Here is a 20388-nt window from a genome sequence, read left to right as displayed (position 1 = left end):
CGTGCGATACCGGTGCGGGGCGCCTCCGGCTGAGTCCCGTGCGGGTTTCGCGCAGAGTGCCTTCCAGTCCAGTCCGGTCCAGTCCAGTCCGGTCCAGCCAGTCCGGTCCAGTCCAGTCCGGTCCAGCCAGTCCGGTCCGGTCCGGCGCGGCGGCCGCGCGGGGTTCCTTCCGGTCCAGCCCCGTGCGCAGTCCGTGCGGGGTTCCTTCCGGCCCAGCCCGGTACCGAGTCCCTGCGGGGTGCCTTCGCGTGTCCGGCTCAGGTCACCAGGCCGTCCAGTTTGCGCAGCGACTCGTTCAGGGCCGCCGTCGCCGAGTCCTTGAGCTTGCCCGCCATCAGCGACACCGCGGCCCCGGTGAACTCGCCGTCGATGCGGACGACGGTGGCGTCCCCGTCAGGGGTGAGCGTGTAGCGGGTGGCGACGGTCACCGCCATCGGGCCCTTGCCGCGAATGGCCAGGACGCGGGCCGGCTCCAGTTCCTCGATGGTCCAGTCGACCTCCGCCGGGAACCCCATCAGTTTCATGTTCTCCCGGAAGGTCCCGCCCACGGCCAGGGTCTTCGGGCCGCCCTCGGGAAAACCGGTGTGGGTCGCGTTCCACTGCCCGTGCGACGACCAGTCGGTGAGCTGGGCCCACACCTTCTCGGCCGGTGCCTGGATGCGTGTCTCCGCGCTGACTTCGGCCATGCGACCACCCCTTCGGATCGGGCGTAGCGGGCTACGGTGTCGCGGAACGTAGCCGCAAGGGCTCCAACATTCAATACTGACGAACCGTCAGGTGGTCGCAGTGCGCATCCGTGTGCGTGACGTGCGGTGAAGGTGCGGAGTGGATGCGGGGCACGCTGCACTGAGCGCCGCCCGGTCGTGCCGAGCGGCGCCCCGGGGCTCACCAGTGGAGCGCGTCGGCGGCGTTCTGCTGCCAGTACGTCAAGGCCGGGCCCGAGGCCGCCGCGGCGCAGGGGCTCGACGCCCGGCTCCAGCGCAGCGCCCAGTCCGCCTCGCCGCCGCCGGGCAGCCGGTGCGCGAACGCCGTCTCCGCGTGGTTGACCTCCATGGCGACGTTCTGGACGAGCGAGCTGTCGTACGAGACGCCCTTGGCCGGCAGGCAAGGCGGCGCGCGTCCGCGGCGGTGGATCGGCCGGATCTCCTCCCCGAGGATGAGATTCCGGAAGGCCGCGTCCACTCTGTGTGGGACGCGAAGATGGTTCCGCTCGTGGATGACCCGGCCCGACGTGGCTGATGGGGTAGAGGGTGTGCAACCCCGTACCTACCGCCGGACCGACCAGGACACGGCGACCGCGCACATGGACGACGATGCCGGGCTCGGTGCCGGACTGGCAGCGGTGGTCGCCGGTGCCCGCCGCAGGGCCGTCCGGGACGGGGACCGGCAGACCGACACCGCCCATCTGCTCCACTCGCTCCTCGAACACGACCCCGGGGTCCGCGCCGCCGTCGGCGGCCCCGCGCAGCTCACCCGGCTGCTCGGCTACCTCGTGCAGCGCAGCATCGGGTACGGGCTGCGGTGGCAGACGAGCGTGGAGACCTCCGCCGCACCGCCCGTCGTACCGGTTCCCGGTACTCCGGGCGGTCCTGCCACTTCCCTCGGCGCTCCCGGCAATCTCGCCGGGACCGGCAATCTCGCCGGGACCGGCAATCTCGCCGGGACCAGCAATCTCGCCGGGACCGGCACCAACGCCGGGACCGGCAATCCCGCCGGCGCTTCCGCCGCTTCCCACGGCACGTCCGTCGGCGCCTCGGTGACCCCGGCCGCACCCGTCGTACCCGCCGCTCGCCGCGGCGACGCGTGGGACGGCGGGGGATGGTCACCCGCCGCGGCCGCCGCACTCGGGGAGGCGCGGGCTCGCGCCCGGCGGCGTGGCGGGAGCGATGTCACCGGAACCGATCTGCTCGCCGCACTCCTCGCGGACCCGCAGTCCCGTGCCGTCGAGGTCTTCCGGCGCGCCGGCGTTCCGGCCCACGACGTGCCCGCCCGGATCGAGGCCGGTGCGGGCGGGCACGCCGGTGACGGCGCCGCCTGCTGACGCCTGGGCCGTCCACCAGCTGAGACAGGTGTCAAGGGGGGTGACGCTCCTGTCGCCTCCTGTCATCATGTGCCGGTGCATACGTCAGACATCAGGCTCGGCGGCCGCGGCAAGGGCATGGGTCTCGGCCTCGCGCTCGTCTCGGCGCTGGCCTTCGGCGGGTCGGGAGTGGCCGCCAAGCCGTTGATCGAGGCCGGTCTGGACCCGCTGCACGTGGTGTGGCTGCGGGTGACCGGTGCCGCGGTGGTCATGCTGCCGCTCGCCGTACGGCACCGCGCCCTGCCGCGCCGCCGTCCCGCCCTGCTCGCCGGGTTCGGGCTGCTCGCGGTCGCCGGTGTGCAGGCCTGCTACTTCGCCGCGCTCTCCCGCATCCCGGTGGGTGTGGCACTGCTCGTCGAATACCTGGCCCCCGCCCTGGTGCTCGGCTGGGTGCGGTTCGTGCAGCGCCGGCCCGTGACCCGCGCCGCCGGGCTCGGCGTGATCCTCGCGGCGGGCGGACTCGCCTGCGTGGTGGAGGTGTGGTCGGGGCTGAGCTTCGACGCGCTGGGGCTGCTGTTCGCGCTCGGCGCCGCCTGCTGCCAGGTCGGCTACTTCGTCCTGTCCGACCAGGGCAGCGACGCGGGTGACCAGGCCCCGGACCCGCTCGGCGTGATCGCCTACGGACTCCTCGCCGGTGCCGCCGTGCTGACGGTCGTCGCCCGTCCCTGGGGCATGGACTGGTCGGTGCTGGCCGGATCCGCGCACCTCCAGGGCACCGCCGTACCGGCCGCCGCCCTGCTGGCCTGGATCGTGCTGATCGCGACGGTGGTCGCGTACATCACCGGGGTGCTGTCCGTGCGGCGGCTGTCCCCGCAGGTCGCCGGCGTGGTCGCCTGCCTGGAGGCGGTGATCGCGACCGTGCTGGCCTGGGTGCTGCTCGGCGAGCACCTGTCGGTGCCGCAGGTCGCCGGCGGCGCGGTCGTCCTGGCCGGCGCGTTCATCGCCCAGTCCTCGGCCCCGGCCAGGGCAACCGCGGAGCCCGTCGCCTCGGGCGGGGCGGAACGGGAGTTGTCCGCCCGCGGTACCGCCGCATAGGGTTCGGGCATGCCGTCGAACGCACTCGTCCTCCCGCCTCCGGCCGCCTGAGGCGGGCCTCCCGGTCATCCGCCCCGCGCACACGCGCCGGGCCTGACGGTGCTGCCCGCAGACGAAGTCCGCGCGCCCCGCAGCAGCGGGTCGCCCCTCGAACTTCCGCACCCCGTGTGCGTTCCTGCGGAGAGAAATCCCTTGTCGAACACTGCTTCAGGCCTGCCCGTCGGGCGTGGCCTGCTCTACCTGATCATCACCGGTGCCGCCTGGGGCACCGCCGGCGCCGCCGCCTCGCTGGTCTACCGGGCCAGTGACATGGGCGCCTTCGCCCTGTCCTTCTGGCGGTGCGCGCTCGGCCTCCTGCTGCTGCTGGCCGGCCGCGGGATCCGGCCGCGCCTCCGCCCGGTCGAGGCGGGGCCCGTACGCCGCCGGGTCGCCCGGGCGGTGGCCATCGGCCTCGCCCTCGCCGTGTTCCAGACCGCGTACTTCGCGGCCGTGGAGTCCACCGGGCTGGCGGTGGCCACCGTCGTCACCCTCGGCGCGGGCCCCGTCCTCATCGCGCTCGGCGCCCGGCTGCTGCTCGGGGAGCGGCTCGGCGTCGGCGGCCTCGTGGCGGTCGGCGGTGCGCTCGCCGGGCTGGCCGTGCTGACCTTCGGCGGTTCGGCCGCGACCGTCCATCCCGCGGGCGTGCTCCTGGCGCTCGCCTCGGCGGCCGGCTACGGCACCATGACCCTGCTCACGCGCTGGTGGGGACGGGGCGGCGGCGCCGACGCCGCGGGCACGACCGTGGGGGCCTTCGCGGTGACCGCACTGTGCCTGCTGCCGTTCGCGCTGCAGGAGGGTCTGCTCCCGCACACCGCCCATCCGGCCCGGCTGCTGTGGCTCCTGATGTACGTGGCCGCCGTGCCCACGGCCCTCGCGTACGCGCTCTACTTCGCCGGAGCGGCCGTCGTACGGTCCGCCACCGTCTCCGTGATCATGCTGCTGGAGCCGGTGACCGCGGCGGTGCTGGCGGTCGCCCTCCTCGGCGAGCGGCTCACGGCGACCACGGCGGGCGGCACCCTGCTGCTGCTCGGCGCGGTGGCGGGCCTGGCGGTGAGCGAATCCCGAGGGGCCGGCCGGCAGCAGCCGGCGCCCGTGTGACCTCCGGCGGCAGGCGCCTGCTCGATCGTCCGGCTGCAGCAGCCGGCGCCCGTGTGACCTCCGGCGGCAGGCGCCTGCTCGTCCGTCCGGCTGCGGCACCGGCGCCCGCGTGACCTCCGGCGGCAGGCGCATACTTGTCCGTCCGGCCACGGCACCGGAGCCCGCCTGACCCTCCCGTGCAGCGCCCGACCCCGTACGACCGCCCCTCCCGGCGCCGCGCTACCGCGCCGCCAGATAGTCCGGCAGCTCGATGCCGGGCGCCAGGTCGGCGTTGGCGACGGGGGCGTCGTAGCCCTTGCGGAGCGGGACGACCCCGGCCCAGTACGGGAGGGCCAGGTCCTCCGGGTCGTCGTTCGCGTCGCCCGTGCGCATCTTGGCCGAGACCTCGTCCAGGTCCAGGCGGATCACCGCGGTGGCGGCCAGCTCCTTCCTGTTCGCCGGCCGCGAGTCGGCGGTCCGGCCCGGCACGACGTGGTCCACCAGCGCGTCCAGGGCCAGGCGCCGCTCCTCGGGGTCGGTGACCTCGTAGGCGACGCCGTGCACCACGACCGAGCGGTAGTTCATCGAGTGGTGGAAGGCCGAGCGTGCCAGCACCAGCCCGTCGACATGGGTGACCGTCAGGCACACCGGCAGGCCGGGGTCGGCCTGGCCGGTCATCCGCAGCGGGCGCGAACCGGTGGACCCGTGGACGTAGAGCCGCTCGCCGACCCGGCCGTACAGCGTCGGCAGTACGACCGGGGCGCCGTCGCGGACGAAGCCGAGGTGGCAGACGTACCCCTCGTCGAGTATCGCGTGCACCGTCTCCCTGTCGTACGACGCCCGGTCCGCGGAGCGCGTGGGTACGGTGCGGTCGGTCGGCGTGTAGGCGGCGGCCCGCGTTTCCTCGGTCGTGACCTGCATGAGGGTTCCTCCGGTGGCGTTGCCTATTGCACTAGTGCATAATTCTCTTTGTGCTAGGAGAGTATCGGATCCAGGGACGGGGCGCAGCCGAGATCGCGGCCGGCGTCGAGCAGGCGGTCGGTGCGGGTGACCTGGCGCCGGGCCAATCACTGCCGCCCATGCGGGAGTTGGCGGCCCGGCTGGGCGTGAATCCGAACACGGTCGCGGCCGCGTATCGCATCCTGCGGGAGCGCGGGGTGATCGAGACGGCGGGCCGCCGGGGCAGCCGTGTCCGTTCCAAGCCGGCCACCACCGGCCGGGAGGAACTGCGCGTGCAGGTCCCCGCCGGGGGCCGGGACCTGTCCACCGGCAACCCCGACCCGGCCCTGCTGCCCGCCCTGGCTCCGGCCCTCACCGCCGCCGCCGAGCAGGGCGACCGGCAGCCCGTCCGGTACGGCGACGACCCCGTCGACCCGGACCTCGCCCGCGTCGCGCGCGCCGAACTCGACGCCGACGGCGTCCCGGAGGGCCCGGTGACCGTGACGTCCGGCTCGCTCGACGCCATCGAGCGCGTCCTCGCCGCACATCTGAGACCCGGCGACGCGGTCGCCCTGGAGGATCCGGGCTGGGGCAGCATGCTCGACCTCGTCCCCGCCCTGGGGCTGCGCACGGTCCCCGTCGGCGTGGACGACGACGGGCCGCGCGCGGAGGACCTGCGCCGGGCCCTGGAGTCCGGGGCCCGCGCCGTGATCGTCACCTGCCGCGCCCAGAACCCGACGGGTGCCGCGGTGACGGCCACGCGTGCGCGTGCCCTGCGCGCGGTGCTCCGGGACCACCCGCGGACCCTGCTCATCGAGGACGACCACGGCCACGGCATCGTCGATCTGCCCCTGCACCCGCTGGCGGGCGTCACCCGGCACTGGGCCTTCGTCCGCTCCGCGGCCAAGGCCTACGGACCCGATCTGCGCCTCGCGGTCCTCGCCGGGGACGGCGTCACCGTGGACCGCGTGCACGGCCGCCAGCGGCTCGGCCCGGGCTGGGTGAGCCGGCTGCTGCAGCGCGCGGTGGTCCGGCTGTCCGCGGACGGCGCGGTGGACCGGGCGGCGGTGGCGCGGTCGTACGGCGAGCGCAGGGACGCACTGGTCGACGCGCTGGCGGAGCGGGGGGTCGTCGCCCACGGCCGCAGCGGGATGAACGTGTGGGTGCCGGTGCCCGACGAGACCGGCGCGCTGGCCCGCCTGCTGCAGGCGGGGTGGGCGGTGGCGCCGGGCGCGCGCTTCCGCCTCGCCTCGGCACCCGGCATCCGCATCACGGTCTCGGAGCTCACGGCGCAGGACATCGGCCCGCTGGCCCAGGCGGTGGCGGAGGCGGTACGGCCGTCCCCGGCGCGCGCCTACGGCTAGGGACGCCCCTGGGGGGAGCGTCGGGAACCGCGCGATCAGCGGCCTCGGGCGTCGCGCGACGCGCCGGTCCCAGCCGCCCGTTGCGGCTGGGCTCCTCCTCTTGCCGGGCGCGCCTGACCGACCTGTCCCCTTTGGTCAGGCGCGCCGCCCCTCGTACGCGCGTCCCCGGCTAGGCGCCCTTGCGCCGCACCTGGGTGAGCGCGGCCCCCGCCAGGACGACGACCGCGCCGACCGGGGTGGTCCAGCGGAGCGACTCGCCGAGGATCGCCACGCCCGCGGCCGTGGCGATGACCGGAATGAAGTACGTGACCATCTGCGCGGTGGTGGGCCCGACCTCGGCGACCAAGCCGTACTGGAGCAGCACGGCCAGCCCGGTCCCGAGGGCGCCCAGCGCGGCGACCGCCAGCAGCGGCACGGCCGCGAAACGCTCGGGAACGTCGGTGAACAGCGGCGTCACGACCGCGAGCTGGACCGTCGCCAGCAGCAACTGCCCGCCGGTCATGGACAGATGCGAGTTCCCCGTGCCGGTCAGCGTCCGCCGGACGTAGATCCATCCCACCGGGTAGCTCAGCGAGGCGAGCAGGGCCATCGCCGTACCCGTGGCATCCAGCCCGTGGAAGCCCTGCCAGGCACCCAGCACCGTCAGCACACCGAGGAAGCCCAGACCGAGCCCGGCCACGCGGACCCGGGTCGGGCGGTCCTCGGAGAGGGCGACCAGCGACAGGGCCATCCCCCACAGGGGTGACGTGGCGTTGCAGATGCCCGCCAGGGTGGACGGGATCGTCAGCTCCGAGTAGGCGAAGAGGGAGAACGGCAGGGCGTTCAGGAAGAAGGCCGCGACCGCCATGTGGCCCCACAGCCGGGCCCCGCGCGGCAGCCGCTGCCGCTTCACCGCCATCGCCGCCACCAGCACCGCCGTTCCGAACACCAGGCGCCCGAGGGTGACCTGGAAGGGGGCGTACCCTTCGGTGCCCACCTTGATCAGCAGGAAGCTGAAGCCCCAGATCAGGGACAGGGCGCCGAAGCGCAGCCGCCAGTCGAGGCGGGGCCGGGGGAGGGCCGGTACGGGGGACTGGGTGCGGGGTGTGGTGACCGTGCTCATGGCCTCAACGATGCTGGACGGCACTTCGTAGCACAATCGAGATTTCCCGTCCGGTACCTCTTAGGATCGCTTACATGTTGAACCTGGAGCGCCTGCGCACCCTGGACGCCCTCGCCCGGCACGGCTCGGTCAGTGCCGCGGCCGACGCGCTGCACGTCACCACCTCCGCGGTCTCCCAGCAGCTGGCCAAGCTGGAGCGCGAGATCGGCCAGCGGCTCCTCGCCAAGAACGGCCGCGGTGTCCGGCTCACCGACGCCGGCCGGCTGCTGTCCGAGCATGCCTCGCGCATCCTGTCGCAGGTCGAGCTGGCACAGTCCGACCTGGAGGCACACCGCGGCCAGGTCGTCGGCGAACTGCGGCTGTCGGCCTTCCCGACCGCCGCCCGCGGGCTCTTCCCCGGGGCCCTCGGTGCCCTGCGTGCCGAGCACCCCGGCCTGCGCGTGCGTTCCAGCGAGCTCGAACCGGAGCAGGGCATCGCCGGTGTCGTCCGCGGCGACCTCGACCTCGCGGTGGTCCTGGACTGGTACAACAAGCCGATGCCCGTCCCGGACGGCCTCGTCAAGGCGCCCCTGCTGGACGACCCGGCAGAGGTCGCCCTGCCCGCCGGGCACCGGCTCGCGGACCGGGACGAGGTGGACCTGACCGAGTTCGCCGAGGACGAGTGGATCACCTGGGGGCAGGGCGAGTTCTGTCACGAGTGGCTGATGTTCACCCTGCGGTCCAAGGGCATCGAGCCGATCGTCGGCCACCGGGCGGGTGAGACCCACACCCAACTCGGCCTCGTCGCGGCGGGACTGGGCGTGTGCATCGCGCCGCTGCTGGGCCGCGACCCGGTGCCCGAGGGGGTCGTCCTGGTGCCCCTCAGGCAGCGGGTCCGGCGGCACGTGTACGTCGTCTGGCGGGCGGACGCCGACCGCCGCCCCTCGATCCGTGCGGCGGTCGAGGCCCTGCGCACGACGGCCCGCCGACTCGGCTGACCCGTCCCACCCGCCGACCGCTCCGGGAGCAGCCCCGCCGGGCCCCGAGCGCCGCCTGCCCTAAGCGCCGCCCAGCTTCCGGAAGTCCCAGGAGACGATCTTGTCGGGCGACAGGCGCGCCCAGGCGTGCCGGCCGTCGTGCGGCATCTCGTCCAGGCCGAAGTTCTTGCGGGCGAACAGCGTCTCGGCCGTGTCGAGTTCCGCGCACAGCTCTCCCGTGCGCGGCACCTCGCCCACGAACTCGACCCGCCCGGACAGCTCGACCCCGCGCAGCTGGTCGTACTCCTCGCCCGAGTCGACCACGACCGCCACGCGCGGATCGCGGCTCAACTGGGTCCAGCGCCTGCTGCGCACCACCGAGTACAGCCACAGCGAGGCGCCGTCCCAGGCGAACCACAGCGCGCTCACATGCGGTGTGCCGTCCGCCGCGACGGTCGCGACCCGGCAGGTGCGCTGGGCGGTGAGGAACTCGTCCAGCTCGCCGGGCGTCATCATGATCTTCCGGCCCCGGCGTTGCTGAGTGACGGTCATGCGGCCCCCTCTTCTCCCACGTCGTGCCAGAGGACTTCCCTATGCCGGTGATCCTCTGACATCACGTCAGAAAAGGGAATGGCTCGTCTTCCGCCCGCTCCCGGATGTGGTTACTCTCACCCGGCCCGGACCTCGGCGAAAGGGTGCGTGATGCCGTCGTACGAACAGCTGCGTGAGCTGCTCGACCCGGTGAGCACCGTGCTGCTCACCGTGGAGTGCCAGCAAGGGGTCGTCGGCCCGGACGGCGCCCTGCCCGAACTCGCCCGCGAGGCCCGGTCCTCCGGCGCCCTGCACCGGGTGGCCCGGCTGGTGGCCGCCGCCCACGAGACCGGTGTGCAGGTGATCCACGCGATCGCCGAACGCCGGCCGGACGGCCGGGGCGCAAACCGCAACGCCCGCCTGTTCCGGGCCGCCGAACGGCTCCCCGTGCACCAGCTGAGCGGGAGCACGGCGGTCCGCGTCGCGCCCCCGATCGAGGTCACCGAGGCGGACTTCGTCGTACGGCGGCTGCACGGGCTGTCCCCGATCCACGGCACCGACGTCGACGCCCTGCTGCGCAACCTCGGCTGCCGCACCCTGATCGTCACCGGCGTCTCGGCCAACGTGGCCGTGCCGAACGCGGTGTTCGACGCCGTCAACCTCGGCTACACCGCCGTCGTCCCGGCCGACGCGATCGCCGGGGTGCCCGCCGACTACACGCGCGCGATGATCCGCAACACCCTGGCTCTCGTCGCCACGATCACGACCACGGACGAGGTGCTCGGCTGTCTGGAACGGCCACGCCGGAGCGCCTGAACCTGGCTGTCTGGAACGGTGACGCCGAGGCACCCGAGCTGTCTGGAACGGTGACGCCGAGGCGCCCGAGCTGTCCGGAACGGTGACGCCGAGGCGCCCGAGCTGCCCGGAACGGCGACGCCGAGGCGCCCGAGACCCGGCTGCCCGAGACGGTCGCGGCGGCGTACCCGGGACGGTTCAGGCGAGCTTGATCTCCTCGCCGGAGACGGTGATCCGGGCCGCGGGCAGCGGCTGGGTCGCCGGGCCCTGCTTCACGCTGCCGTCCTCGACGGAGAAGTGGCTGTTGTGGCACGGGCAGACGATCACGCCACCCGTCACGCTGCCCACCGCGCACCCCTGGTGGGTGCACTTGGACGAGAACGCCTTATATGTGCCGGCGACCGGCTGCGTGACCACCACACCCCGGTCCTTGAAGATCTTGCCGCCGCCCTCCGGGATGTCCGAGGTCTTGGCGAGTGGCGCACCGCCGGCGGCGGAGCCGCTGCCCCCCGCGGAGCCGGTGGACCCGGCCGTACCGGTGGAGCCGGCCGTCCCGGTGGAGCCGTTCGTGCCGGACGAACCGGCCCCGGTGCCGCTGGTGGCGGACGAGTCGTCGCCCGAGCCGCACGCGGTCAGCGCGGCGGCGAGCCCCGCCGCTCCGGCCGCCGCCATGACGGTACGACGGGCCGGTCCCGCGGGGGCGCCGCCCTGGTCGGGCGAGGCCGGGAGCTTGGGGGAGGGCTGGAGTGACGCGCTGGTCATGTGACGATTCCCTTCCGGGGAGCTTTGCGTGATCCGTCCAGGGGTACGGTCCCCGGGCACCGCCTGTTCAGCGGGGCACCCAGGTACTCGCCGCCGGGGCGTCGGCGGACCGTGCGCCAGGGCCGTGGACCGCTGTCGGCCGGGGCGCGCACGCCCCCAGTAACCTGGGGCGATGCTCAAGGAAGTCACCGCCACCCGTTACATCACGCCCTTGCGCGAGGGGGGCTCGCTGCCGGGACTCGTCGAGGCCGACGACTTCGGGACCTACGTCATGAAGTTCACCGGCGCCGGACAGGGCCGCAAGACACTGGTGGCCGAGGTGGTGTGCGGCGAACTCGCCCGGCGTCTCGGACTGCGCATGCCGCGGCTGGTCACCGTCCGGCTGGACCCGGTCCTCGGACTCGGCGAGCCCGAACAGCAGGTGCAGGACCTGCTGCGGTCCAGCGGCGGCACCAATCTCGGCATGGACTTCCTCTCCGGCGCCCTCGGCTACGACCCGCTGGCCTTCCCGGTCGGTTCCGAGGAGGCCGGCCGGATCGTCTGGTTCGACGCGCTGATCAACAACGTCGACCGGTCCTGGCGCAACCCCAACCTCCTCGTGCACCGGGGCGAACTGTGGCTCATCGACCACGGCGCCACGATGATCTGGCACCACAACTGGCCCTCCGCGGAAGCCTCGGCGGCCCGCCCCTACGACGCCGCGGACCACGCGCTCGCCCCCTTCGCCCCGGACGTCGCGGCCGCGGCGGCCGAGCTGGCACCGCGGGTCACCGCCGACCTCCTCGCCGAGGTCACCGCCGAGATCCCCGACGTCTGGCTCACCGACGAGCCGGGCTTCGACACCCCGGACGACCTGCGCCGGGCCTACGCCCGGCCCCTGCTGGCGCGGGCTGCCGTCATCGCCGGGCGCATCACCGGCATCGGTTCCGAGGAGGGCAAGTGAGCGAGCGCCACATCCACATGGCCGGCCATGTGACCGAGCGGCACATCACCAGGGCCGGCCAGGGCGGGGACCGGGACGTGTTCGAGTACGCGCTGCTGCGGGTCGTACCGCGCGTGGAACGCGGCGAGTGCATCAACGCGGGCGTGATCGTCTACTCCCGCGCGCGCGGCTATGTCGGCGCCCGCACCCACCTGGACGAGGCCCGGCTGCTCGCGCTGGACCCGGGGGCCGACGTGTCCGGTGTCCGGGCGGCGCTCGAGGCCGTGGAGAAGGTGTGCGCGGGGGGCGACGGCGCCGGACAGGCGGCCCGGGACGACGCCGGGCGGCGCTTCCGCTGGCTGATCGCCCCCCGCTCCACCGTCGTCCGGCCCGGTCCGGTGCACACCGGCCTGACCGCCGACCCGGCCGCCGAGACGGAGCGGTTGCTGGACCTCCTGGTGAGGTAATGGATCACACCGGCCGGATGTGCCGTTGACACCGGGTGCCAGGGCTTCTAGCGTCACGGGTGCTGAAGGTACTAAGCGGTCGCTCACCGCATGAGGGGTTCTCGCCGAGGACCCCGACAGGTTCTCTCAAGGGCGAGGAGAAGCAGCACATGTCCACCACTGAACAGCGGGTCGCGGTAGTCACCGGCGCGGCGCGCGGCATCGGCGCCGCCACTGCCGTACGGCTGGCCGCCGAAGGCCGTGCCGTCGCCGTGATCGACCTCGACGAGGCCGCCTGCAAGGACACCGTCCAGAAGATCACCGAGGCCGGCGGCAAGGCGATCGCGGTCGGCGCCGACGTCTCCGACGAGGCGCAGGTCGAGGCCGCCGTCGCCCGGATCGTGGCGGAGCTGGGCGCCCCGACGATCCTCGTCAACAACGCGGGTGTGCTGCGCGACAACCTGCTGTTCAAGATGAGCGTCTCCGACTGGGACACCGTCCTGAACGTGCACCTGCGCGGCTCCTTCCTGATGACCAAGGCCGTGCAGAAGCACATGGTGGACGCGGGCTTCGGCCGGGTCGTCAACCTCTCCTCCTCGTCGGCGCTCGGCAACCGCGGCCAGGCCAACTACTCCGCCGCCAAGGCCGGTCTGCAGGGCTTCACCAAGACCCTCGCCATCGAACTGGGCAAGTTCGGCATCACCGCCAACGCCGTCGCCCCCGGCTTCATCGCCACCGAGATGACCAAGGCGACCGCCGACCGCGTCGGCATGGGCTTCGACGACTTCAAGAACGCCGCCGCCACCCAGATCCCGGTCCAGCGCGTCGGCGAGCCCGAGGACATCGCCAACGCCATCGCCTTCTTCACCGGCGAGGCGGCCGGTTTCGTCTCCGGCCAGGTGCTGTACGTCGCCGGCGGACCGCTCGACTAGCGACTCCGGCAAACGCAGAGGAACACGGACATGACTGAACTCCCGGAGCTCTCCGGCAAGGCCGCCCTCGTCACGGGCGCGAGCCGCGGTATCGGTTACGGCGTCGCCGAGGCGCTCGTCGCCCGCGGCGACCGCGTGTGCATCACCGGCCGCAACGAGGACGCCCTGAAGGAGGCCGTCGAGAGGCTCGGATCCGAGCGGGTCATCGGCGTCGCCGGCAAGGCGCACGACCTCGACCACCAGAGCGAGGCCGTCGAGCGCACCATGGAGGCCTTCGGGCGCCTCGACTTCCTGGTCAACAACGCCGGCACCAACCCGGTCTTCGGACCCATCGCCGACCTCGACCTGAACGTGGCCCGCAAGGTCTTCGAGACCAACGTGGTCTCCGCGCTCGGCTTCGCCCAGAAGTCCTGGCACGCCTGGCAGAAGGACAACGGCGGCGCGATCGTCAACATCGCGTCGATCGCGGGCCTCGCGCCCTCGCCCTTCATCGGCGCCTACGGCGTCAGCAAGGCGGCGATGATCAACCTGACCCAGCAGCTGGCGCACGAGTTCGCGCCCAGGGTCCGGGTCAACGCGATCGCCCCGGCGGTCGTGAAGACCAAGTTCGCGCAGGCCCTCTACCAGGACCGCGAGGAGGAGGCGGCCGCCGGCTACCCGCTGGGCCGGCTCGGGGTGCCCTCCGACATCGGTGGCGCCGCCGCCTTCCTCACCTCGGAGCAGTCCGACTGGGTCACCGGTCAGACGCTCGTGGTGGACGGCGGGCTCTTCCTCAACGCCGGCGTGAGCTGACCCGGACAACTCTTCCGGGCGCCGATAACCGGACGGTTCGGCGCCCGGAAAGCCGTACGGACTCCGCACAGCGGAATGACAACGTCGTCAACACTCGGACGATCAAGGAGGCCCGTTTCAGGGGAGGTTCACGGCTCCGAACGCTGCGGTATGGTCTGCCGACCCTTGGTATGGCGGATCGAGGAGTGTGCGCGTGTTCAACCGGAACCGATTCCTGCGGAGAGTCGCGGCGATCGCGTCCATATCCCTGGTGGCCGGGTGCAGCCTGCTGTCCGACGGCGGCGCCGGCGGCAAGGGGCCGATCGTCGTGGGCACCACCAGCGCACCCAGCACGCTGGACCCGGCCGGTGCCTGGGACGGCTCCTGGGAGCTGTACCGGAACATCTTCCAGACGCTCCTCGCCTATCCCAACGGTGCCACCACCCCCCAGCCGGACGCCGCCGAGAGCTGCTCCTTCACCGACTCCAGCAGCCGGACCTACCGCTGCAAGCTGCGCGCGGGCGCCGAGTTCGCCGACGGCGACCCGCTGAACGCCGAGGCCGTCAAGCACTCCATCGACCGCATCCGCACGATCGACGCCCCCGGCGGCCCCGCCGGTCTGCTCGGCAGCCTGGACCGGGTGCAGGCGCTCGGCGACCGCGAGGTGGTCTTCCACCTCAACCAGCCCGACGCGACCTTCCCCTTCGTGCTGGCCACTCCGGCCATGTCGATCGTCGACCCGGACGACTACCCCGCCCGCTCGCTGCGCACGGGCACCGACGTCCACGGCTCCGGCCCGTACAAGCTCCAGTCGTACGAGGAGGACAAGCAGGCCGTCCTGGTGGGCAACGGGAAGTACAAGGGCTTCGCCGAGCGGCGGAACGACCAGGTGACCATCCGCTACTTCCAGGACTCCGCCAGCATGGTCAAGGCGCTGCGGGACAAGCGGATCGACGTCACCTACCGCGGCCTCGGCGCCGACGACATCCTCGCCCTGCAGCAGCACGACAACGCCGACCTGCAACTGGTCGACGGCGCCGGCACCGACATCAGCTACCTGGTGTTCAACCCCAAGGACCCCTGGGCGAAGCAGCCCGCCGTGCGCAAGGCCGTCGCCCAGATCGTCGACCGGGGCGCCATCTCGCACAAGGTCTACAAGGACACCGTCGACCCGCTCTACTCGATGGTCCCCAAGGGCCTGACCGGGCACGCCACCGGCTTCTTCGACGACTACGGCGACCCGAGCGCGGCGAAGGCCCGCAAGATCCTCACGGCAGCCGGGATCACCCGGCCGGTGCCGCTCACCCTCTGGTACACCACCGACCGCTACGGCTCCGAGACGGCACTGATGTTCCGCGAGCTGAAGCGGCAGCTGGAGGAATCGGGCCTGTTCACCATCACCCTCGAGAGCCGCCCCTGGAAGACCTATGTGGTCGGCTACCAGAAGGGCGAGTACCCGGTGTTCGGCCGCGGCTGGTTCCCGGACTTCCCGGACGCGGACAACTTCATCGCCCCGTTCGTCGGCGAGCACAACGCGCTCGGTACGCCGTACCCGGCCAAGGAGATCACCGGCAGGCTGCTGCCCCACTCGCGCGCGCAGAGCGACCGCGCCGAGACCGTCAAGGACCTGGAGCAGGCCCAGCAGATCATGGTGAACGACGCCCGGCTGATCCCGCTGTGGCAGGGCCGGCAGTTCGTGGCGGCCAGCGACGACATCTCCGGCGGCGAGCAGGCCCTGGACCCCTCGACGATCATGATGATGTGGATGCTGCACCGCAAGACCAGCTGGTGACAGCGCTCGGGGCACCGGCTGTCAGTGGTCGCCTGTAGGTTCTGAAGTCTGGAAGTGACCGCACGCCGTGGTCGACAGACATCGTGAGGACGTTGACGTGACCGACATCGCCATGCTGCCCGAGTCCTGGCGCGGGGTTCTGGGTGACGAGCTGCAGCAGCCCTACTTCAAGGAGCTGACCGAGTTCGTCGAGGAGGAGCGGGCGAAGGGACCGGTCTACCCACCGCGCGAGGAGGTCTTCGCGGCACTGGACGCGACGCCGTACGAGAAGGTCAAGGTCCTCGTCCTCGGCCAGGATCCCTATCACGGCGAGGGCCAGGGACACGGCCTGTGCTTCTCGGTCCGCCCCGGCGTGAAGACCCCGCCCTCCCTGCGGAACATCTACAAGGAGATGCAGCAGGAGCTGGGCCTGCCGGTCCCGGACAACGGCTACCTGATGCCCTGGGCCCAGCAGGGCGTGCTGCTGCTCAACGCGGTGCTCACGGTGCGGTCCGGCGAGGCCAACTCGCACAAGGGGAAGGGCTGGGAGAGGTTCACGGACGCGGTGATCCGCGCGGTGGCCTCCCGGCCGGACCCGGCGGTCTTCGTCCTGTGGGGCAACTACGCGCAGAAGAAGCTGCCGCTGATCGACGAGACCCGGCACGTGGTGGTCAAGGGCGCGCACCCCTCACCGCTGTCGGCGAAGCGGTTCTTCGGTTCCCGCCCCTTCACCCAGATCAACGAGGCGATCGCCCGGCAGGGCCACGAGCCCGTCGACTGGCGCATCCCGAACCTGGGCTGACCGTCGCCGGCCGCGGCGCCGTGCCGCGCGGGGCCGCCTGAGCGGGAATCCCGGCGCCGCCGGTTAGCGTCGGGAGCGGACAGCTGACGACGGCTCGGAGGACGCGGTGGCGGAGCGACAGGAACAGGCGGCGCCGGACGCCGTGCTGACGCGGATCGGTCAGGTCGTCATCCTGCACCACGGCGGCGACCGCGAGGAGGCCCGCAGCCGGTTCCTGGACCTGTGGGCGGAGATCGGCCAGGACGGCGACCCGCTGCACCGCTGCACCCTCGCCCACTACCTGGCCGACACCCAGGACGACCCGGCGGACGAACTCGCCTGGGACCTGCGGGCGTTGTCCGCGGCCGAGGAACTGGCCGACGGCCGCGGCGACGACCCGCCGGGCATCCGCGGCTTCCTGCCGTCCCTGCACCTGAACCTGGCCGCCGACTACGTGAAGCTCGGCCGCGCCGAGGCCGCCCGCGGGCATCTGCGCCGGGCCCGTACCGCCGCCGGCGACCTGTCGGACGACGGGTACGGCGACGGCGTGCGGGCCGCGATCAGCCGCCTGGCGCTGCGGCTCGGCGAGGAGGGCGCGCCGGGCGGCGACGTCTGGGGACCGCCCAGGCAGCGGCCGAGCTAGGCGCGGCGGCCCGCCGGCGTCAGTGCCCGTAGGCCTGCCGGCAGATCACCGCCTCGGGACTGCCGCCGCGCCAGCCGCCGTACTTCCTGCCGAGGGCACAGACGTCGGGGGCCTTCGGGACCGGCCGCGGCGCCCCGGGCACGTCCAGGTGCGAGCGCCGGGGGTGACCCGGGTGCGGCCGCGCGGGCGCCGCCGGGGCGGCTTGGGCGTACGGCGGCCGGTGGCCCGTCGTGGGCGCGGCAGCGGGCCGGCGGGAGACCGGCGCCCCGGTGTGCTCCGGGTGTCGGGACGACCCGACCCTCTCCAGCGCCTCTCGGGCCGGTGCCTGCACGGGCCGGGGCCGCCCACTGCCGTCCGGCCGGGGCGCCGTCGGCTGTGAGGGCGCCGTGTCCGCCGGGGGCGCGGGCGTCGCGGGGCCGTCGACCCGCATACAGCCGGAGAGGGCCGAGACGGCCACGGTGACCAGGAGCGCTGCGGTGGTGGTCGTTCGATGCACCCGCGCAACTCTGCTCGGTCGGCCCCCGGCTCGGCAGTGGGGAGCGGAGGTTGTCGCCCCGCATGGGTGATCTCGCGCCCCGCACGGGGGGTTCCGGAGGACCGAGGGTGACGCGGAACCCCTCCGCCGGGGGCCCACCCGGCTCGGGATGCCCGCGAGGACGGGCGGAGGACGGGCGAGGGCCTCGGGGTGTCCGGAGCGCACGACTCGCGACCGGCCGCCGCGGCCGCGGGGCGACACCGCGAGCGCCGCCCTGCCGACGGCCTTCTCGGCCTTCTTCCCGTTCGGCTGCGACGGCGGCGCCGGCCGGTGGCCCCCGTATGCTTCCGGACAGGCGAGCGCAGGCAAGCGGCAGGGGAGAGCACGTGAAGGTCGGCTGCATCGGACTCGGGGACATCGCGCAGAAGGCGTACCTGCCGGTGCTGGGAGCCCAGCCGGGAACCGAGCTGCACCTGCAGACCCGCACGCCCGCGACCCTCCACCGGGTCGCCGACAGCCTGCGCGTGCCCGGGGAGCGACGGCACACCGATCTGGACGCGCTGCTCGCCGCCGGCCTCGACGCGGCGTTCGTGCACGCGCCCACCACCGCCCACCCCGAGATCGTCACCCGGCTGCTGGAGGCGGGCGTACCGACGTACGTGGACAAGCCGCTCGCCTACGAACTCGCCGACTCCCAGCGGCTCGTGGAGCTCGCCGAACAGCGCGGTACGGGCCTGTTCGTCGGCTTCAACCGCAGGTACGCCCCCGGCTACACGCAGTGCCTCGACCACCCGCGCGAGCTGATCCTCCTGCAGAAGAACCGGATCGGGCTGCCGGAGGAGGCGCGCTCGATGATCCTGGACGACTTCATCCACGTCGTCGACACCCTGCGGTTCCTGGTGCCGGGCCCGGTCGACGACGTCACCGTGCGGGCCCGCGTCGAGGACGGACTCCTGCACCACGTGGTGCTCCAGCTCGGCGGCGACGGCTTCACCGCGCTCGGGGTGATGAACCGGCTCAGCGGTTCGGCGGAGGAGGTCCTGGAGGTGTCCGGGCAGGACACCAAGCGCCAGGTGCTCAACCTCGCCGAGGTGATCGACCACAAGGGACAGCCGACGCTGCGCCGCCGCGGCGACTGGGTGCCGGTGGCCCGGCAGCGCGGCATCGAGCAGGCGGTCCTCACGTTCCTCGACGCCGTCCGGGCCGGAAAGGTGCTCAGCGCCCGGGACGCGCTGGCGACCCATGAGCTGTGCGAGCGGGTGGTACGAGCGATTCGGGTTCGCTCCGGCGCAGCCTGAGCGCCCGCGCCCCCTCGGTCGCGCACAGCGCGGCCAGCACCAGCAGCGCACCGTGCACCGGCCAGTCGCCGTAGCGGACGTACGGCGTGGTGCCGTGCGCGAGCGGTACGTCGTACATGTGGGCGGTGTTCGCGCCGGTGTCGAGCCAGGGGCCGAGGGGCTCGCCGTCCGGCCCGTACCCGGCGGAGACCCCGGTGAGCGTCGCGTGCACCATCGGGCGGCCGGTCTCGGCGGCGCGCAGCGCTGCCAGCGAGGCGTGCTGCCGCGGGGCCCAGCTGCCCTGGAAGGACGAGGTGGAGGACTGGCCGAGGAGGACGTCCGCGCCGTCCTGCGCCAGGTGCCGGCTCATGTCCGGGAACGCGGTCTCGAAGCACACCAGCGGTCCGATGCGCAGCCCGTGCCCGACGTTCATCACGACCTGCTCGGTGCCGCGCCTGCGGTCCTCGCCGGCCGCCTTGCCCATCGAGGTGACCCAGCCCAGCAGGGAGCGGGCCGGGACGTACTCGCCGAACGGGACCAGCCGCATCTTGTCGTACCGGTCGCCGGTCGGGCCGTTCGGGCCGACGAGCACCGAACTCTTGTAGATGCCGGGCCGGTCCGAGCGGCGGGCGTCGACGTTCACCAGCACGTCGGCACCGGTGGCGCGGGACAGCGCGGCGAGCCGCCGGGCCAGGGCGGGCCGGTCGTCCAGGTCGAAGCCGACGCTGGACTCGCCCCAGACGACCAGGTCGGCACCCTGCCCGGCGAGTTGCCGGGTCAGCTGCTCCTCCCGCGCGAAACGCCGGCCGCCGCTGTCCTGCCCGTCCACCATCCCGGGCTGCACCACCGCGATGCGCACCCGCCCGTCGACGTCCGGCCGGGGTGCCCAGGTCCACGCGGCCGAGGTCGCGGCCGCCGTGGCGACCAGGGAGGCCACCGCGGGCACCCGCGACCCGCGCACGGACATCAGCACGGCCGCCGCCACGTTGACGGCCACCACCAGGAAGCTGAGCAGCCACACCCCGCCGACCGAGGCCAGTCGCAGCGCCGGGCCCACCTGCCACTGGCTGGCGCCCAGCATGCCCCACGGCCCGCCGAGTCCCTGCCAGGAGCGCACCAGTTCCACCGCCAGCCAGGCCGACGGCAGCACCAGCAGGGCCGCGGCACCCCGGCCGGGACCCGGTGCCCCGCCGAGGAACCGGCGCACCAGCCAGCCCCAGGGCGCCCAGAGTGCGCCCAGCAGCGCGGCTATCAGGAATATGAACACGTGCAGGCTCGGCAGCAGCCAGTGGTGCACGGCCACCAGGAAGCCGAAGCCGCCGCACCAGCCGTCGTACGCGGCCCGCCGACCGGTCGGCGCCGAGCGGGCCAGCAGGATCCACGGGACCAGTGCCACGTAGGCGAACCACCACAGTGACGGCGCCGGGAACGCGAGCACGGGCAGGGCACCCGCGAGTGCGGCGGCGCCGGAACGGCGCCAGGGGGAGGTGAGCCAGCGGTCGATCGTCCTCATAGGGACCTCCCCTACCCAGCACCGACTCCAGTGTGCGTACCGAAGGCCATCTCGTGACCGGGCGCGTCCGGCATGCCGCCGGTGGGTCCACGAGCCCGCGCCCGGCCGGCGGTGGGGGGCGCGGGCGCCGTGGGCCGGGGGGGGGGGGGGGGGCCGGGCGGCCCGGGGGGACCGCGG

21 protein-coding genes and 1 pseudogene are annotated in these 20388 nt (G+C 73.5%); 14 read left to right on the top strand and 8 right to left on the bottom strand.

The genetic code is table 11. The features are described 5' to 3' along the window. Nucleotides 1-257: 257 nt before the first annotated feature. Nucleotides 258-686: a type II toxin-antitoxin system Rv0910 family toxin gene (locus ABVB68_RS33000; protein WP_353604862.1), complete on the bottom strand. Its 429-nt coding sequence runs from the start codon at nt 684-686 to the stop codon at nt 258-260. A 289-nt stretch (nt 687-975) separates the two neighbouring features. Further along, a pseudogene (locus ABVB68_RS32995) lies at nt 976-1080 on the bottom strand (oxidoreductase); the annotation flags it as partial. A gap of 172 nt (nt 1081-1252) precedes the next feature. Between ABVB68_RS32995 and ABVB68_RS37085 the strand changes: the two are divergent. From ABVB68_RS37085 to ABVB68_RS32975, 3 genes are all read left to right on the top strand, one after another. Continuing rightward, on the top strand, nt 1253-2041 hold the full coding sequence (locus ABVB68_RS37085) for a Clp protease N-terminal domain-containing protein (protein WP_503006437.1): 789 nt from the start codon (nt 1253-1255) through the stop codon (nt 2039-2041). 69 nt (nt 2042-2110) lie between these two features. Then, nucleotides 2111-3115, top strand: coding sequence for an EamA family transporter (locus tag ABVB68_RS32980; RefSeq protein WP_353604861.1), 1005 nt, complete (start codon nt 2111-2113; stop codon nt 3113-3115). 192 nt (nt 3116-3307) lie between these two features. After that, nucleotides 3308-4252 (top strand): DMT family transporter, encoded by a 945-nt coding sequence (locus ABVB68_RS32975; protein ID WP_353604860.1) that lies wholly within the window; start codon nt 3308-3310, stop codon nt 4250-4252. Nucleotides 4253-4471: 219 nt separating this feature from the next. Here ABVB68_RS32975 and ABVB68_RS32970 read toward each other — a convergent pair whose 3' ends face one another. After that, complete coding sequence (locus tag ABVB68_RS32970; RefSeq protein ID WP_353604859.1) at nt 4472-5152, bottom strand: pyridoxamine 5'-phosphate oxidase family protein; 681 nt, start codon at nt 5150-5152, stop codon at nt 4472-4474. A gap of 50 nt (nt 5153-5202) precedes the next feature. Between ABVB68_RS32970 and ABVB68_RS32965 the strand changes: the two genes are divergently transcribed. After that, nucleotides 5203-6534 carry an aminotransferase class I/II-fold pyridoxal phosphate-dependent enzyme gene (locus ABVB68_RS32965; protein ID WP_353604858.1) on the top strand — a complete coding sequence of 444 codons (1332 nt, stop codon included), beginning with the start codon at nt 5203-5205 and terminating at the stop codon, nt 6532-6534. Between the two features lie 169 nt (nt 6535-6703). Here the strand turns inward: ABVB68_RS32965 and ABVB68_RS32960 are convergent, their stop codons facing one another. Next, complete coding sequence (locus ABVB68_RS32960) at nt 6704-7636, bottom strand: DMT family transporter (protein ID WP_353604857.1); 933 nt, start codon at nt 7634-7636, stop codon at nt 6704-6706. Nucleotides 7637-7710: 74 nt separating this feature from the next. Here ABVB68_RS32960 and ABVB68_RS32955 point away from each other — a divergent pair, with 74 nt between their 5' ends. Next, a complete protein-coding gene (locus tag ABVB68_RS32955; protein WP_353604856.1) occupies nt 7711-8613 on the top strand; it encodes a LysR family transcriptional regulator in 903 nt (300 codons plus the stop codon). Nucleotides 8614-8673: 60 nt separating this feature from the next. Here the strand turns inward: ABVB68_RS32955 and ABVB68_RS32950 are convergent, their stop codons facing one another. Continuing rightward, nucleotides 8674-9144 carry a pyridoxamine 5'-phosphate oxidase family protein gene (locus tag ABVB68_RS32950; protein ID WP_353604855.1) on the bottom strand — a complete coding sequence of 157 codons (471 nt, stop codon included), beginning with the start codon at nt 9142-9144 and terminating at the stop codon, nt 8674-8676. Nucleotides 9145-9294: 150 nt separating this feature from the next. On the opposite strand from ABVB68_RS32950, the gene ABVB68_RS32945 reads away from it, so the two are divergent. Further along, the gene (locus tag ABVB68_RS32945) at nt 9295-9939 is read left to right on the top strand and encodes a cysteine hydrolase family protein (protein ID WP_353604854.1); all 645 of its coding nucleotides are present in this window, start codon (nt 9295-9297) and stop codon (nt 9937-9939) included. 177 nt (nt 9940-10116) lie between these two features. Here ABVB68_RS32945 and ABVB68_RS32940 read toward each other — a convergent pair whose 3' ends face one another. Then, the gene (locus ABVB68_RS32940; protein ID WP_503006435.1) at nt 10117-10680 is read right to left on the bottom strand and encodes a Rieske (2Fe-2S) protein; all 564 of its coding nucleotides are present in this window, start codon (nt 10678-10680) and stop codon (nt 10117-10119) included. A gap of 172 nt (nt 10681-10852) precedes the next feature. On the opposite strand from ABVB68_RS32940, the gene ABVB68_RS32935 reads away from it, so the two are divergent. From ABVB68_RS32935 to ABVB68_RS32905, 7 genes are all read left to right on the top strand, one after another. Next, nucleotides 10853-11623, top strand: a complete 771-nt coding sequence (locus ABVB68_RS32935) for a HipA family kinase (RefSeq protein WP_353604853.1) — start codon at nt 10853-10855, stop codon at nt 11621-11623. A gap of 17 nt (nt 11624-11640) precedes the next feature. Beyond that, nucleotides 11641-12069 carry a DUF3037 domain-containing protein gene (locus tag ABVB68_RS32930; RefSeq protein WP_353604885.1) on the top strand — a complete coding sequence of 143 codons (429 nt, stop codon included), beginning with the start codon at nt 11641-11643 and terminating at the stop codon, nt 12067-12069. A gap of 149 nt (nt 12070-12218) precedes the next feature. Beyond that, the gene (gene fabG / locus ABVB68_RS32925; protein WP_353604852.1) at nt 12219-12980 is read left to right on the top strand and encodes a 3-oxoacyl-ACP reductase FabG; all 762 of its coding nucleotides are present in this window, start codon (nt 12219-12221) and stop codon (nt 12978-12980) included. A 30-nt stretch (nt 12981-13010) separates the two neighbouring features. Then, nucleotides 13011-13772, top strand: a complete 762-nt coding sequence (locus tag ABVB68_RS32920; protein ID WP_353604851.1) for an SDR family oxidoreductase — start codon at nt 13011-13013, stop codon at nt 13770-13772. 193 nt (nt 13773-13965) lie between these two features. Beyond that, nucleotides 13966-15543, top strand: coding sequence for an ABC transporter substrate-binding protein (locus ABVB68_RS32915; RefSeq protein ID WP_353604850.1), 1578 nt, complete (start codon nt 13966-13968; stop codon nt 15541-15543). Between the two features lie 97 nt (nt 15544-15640). Next, the gene (ung, locus tag ABVB68_RS32910; protein WP_353604849.1) at nt 15641-16324 is read left to right on the top strand and encodes a uracil-DNA glycosylase; all 684 of its coding nucleotides are present in this window, start codon (nt 15641-15643) and stop codon (nt 16322-16324) included. A gap of 106 nt (nt 16325-16430) precedes the next feature. Next, nucleotides 16431-16946 (top strand): hypothetical protein, encoded by a 516-nt coding sequence (locus ABVB68_RS32905; RefSeq protein ID WP_353604848.1) that lies wholly within the window; start codon nt 16431-16433, stop codon nt 16944-16946. Between the two features lie 19 nt (nt 16947-16965). On the opposite strand, the gene ABVB68_RS32900 is transcribed toward ABVB68_RS32905, so the two are convergent. Further along, the gene (locus tag ABVB68_RS32900; protein ID WP_353604847.1) at nt 16966-17442 is read right to left on the bottom strand and encodes a hypothetical protein; all 477 of its coding nucleotides are present in this window, start codon (nt 17440-17442) and stop codon (nt 16966-16968) included. A gap of 365 nt (nt 17443-17807) precedes the next feature. On the opposite strand from ABVB68_RS32900, the gene ABVB68_RS32895 reads away from it, so the two are divergent. Continuing rightward, nucleotides 17808-18719 carry a Gfo/Idh/MocA family protein gene (locus ABVB68_RS32895; RefSeq protein WP_353604846.1) on the top strand — a complete coding sequence of 304 codons (912 nt, stop codon included), beginning with the start codon at nt 17808-17810 and terminating at the stop codon, nt 18717-18719. On the opposite strand, the gene lnt is transcribed toward ABVB68_RS32895, so the two are convergent. Continuing rightward, nucleotides 18637-20211, bottom strand: coding sequence for an apolipoprotein N-acyltransferase (gene lnt / locus ABVB68_RS32890; protein ID WP_353604845.1), 1575 nt, complete (start codon nt 20209-20211; stop codon nt 18637-18639). The genes ABVB68_RS32895 and lnt overlap by 83 nt on opposite strands. Nucleotides 20212-20388: the final 177 nt, after the last annotated feature.

Origin of the sequence: Streptomyces sp. NPDC096012 (assembly GCF_040426375.1) — a bacterium.
Taxonomy (GTDB): Bacteria; Actinomycetota; Actinomycetes; order Streptomycetales; family Streptomycetaceae; genus Streptomyces.
The sequence above is the reverse complement of the archived record's forward strand: the minus strand, read 5'-3'. Positions and strand labels throughout refer to the sequence as shown.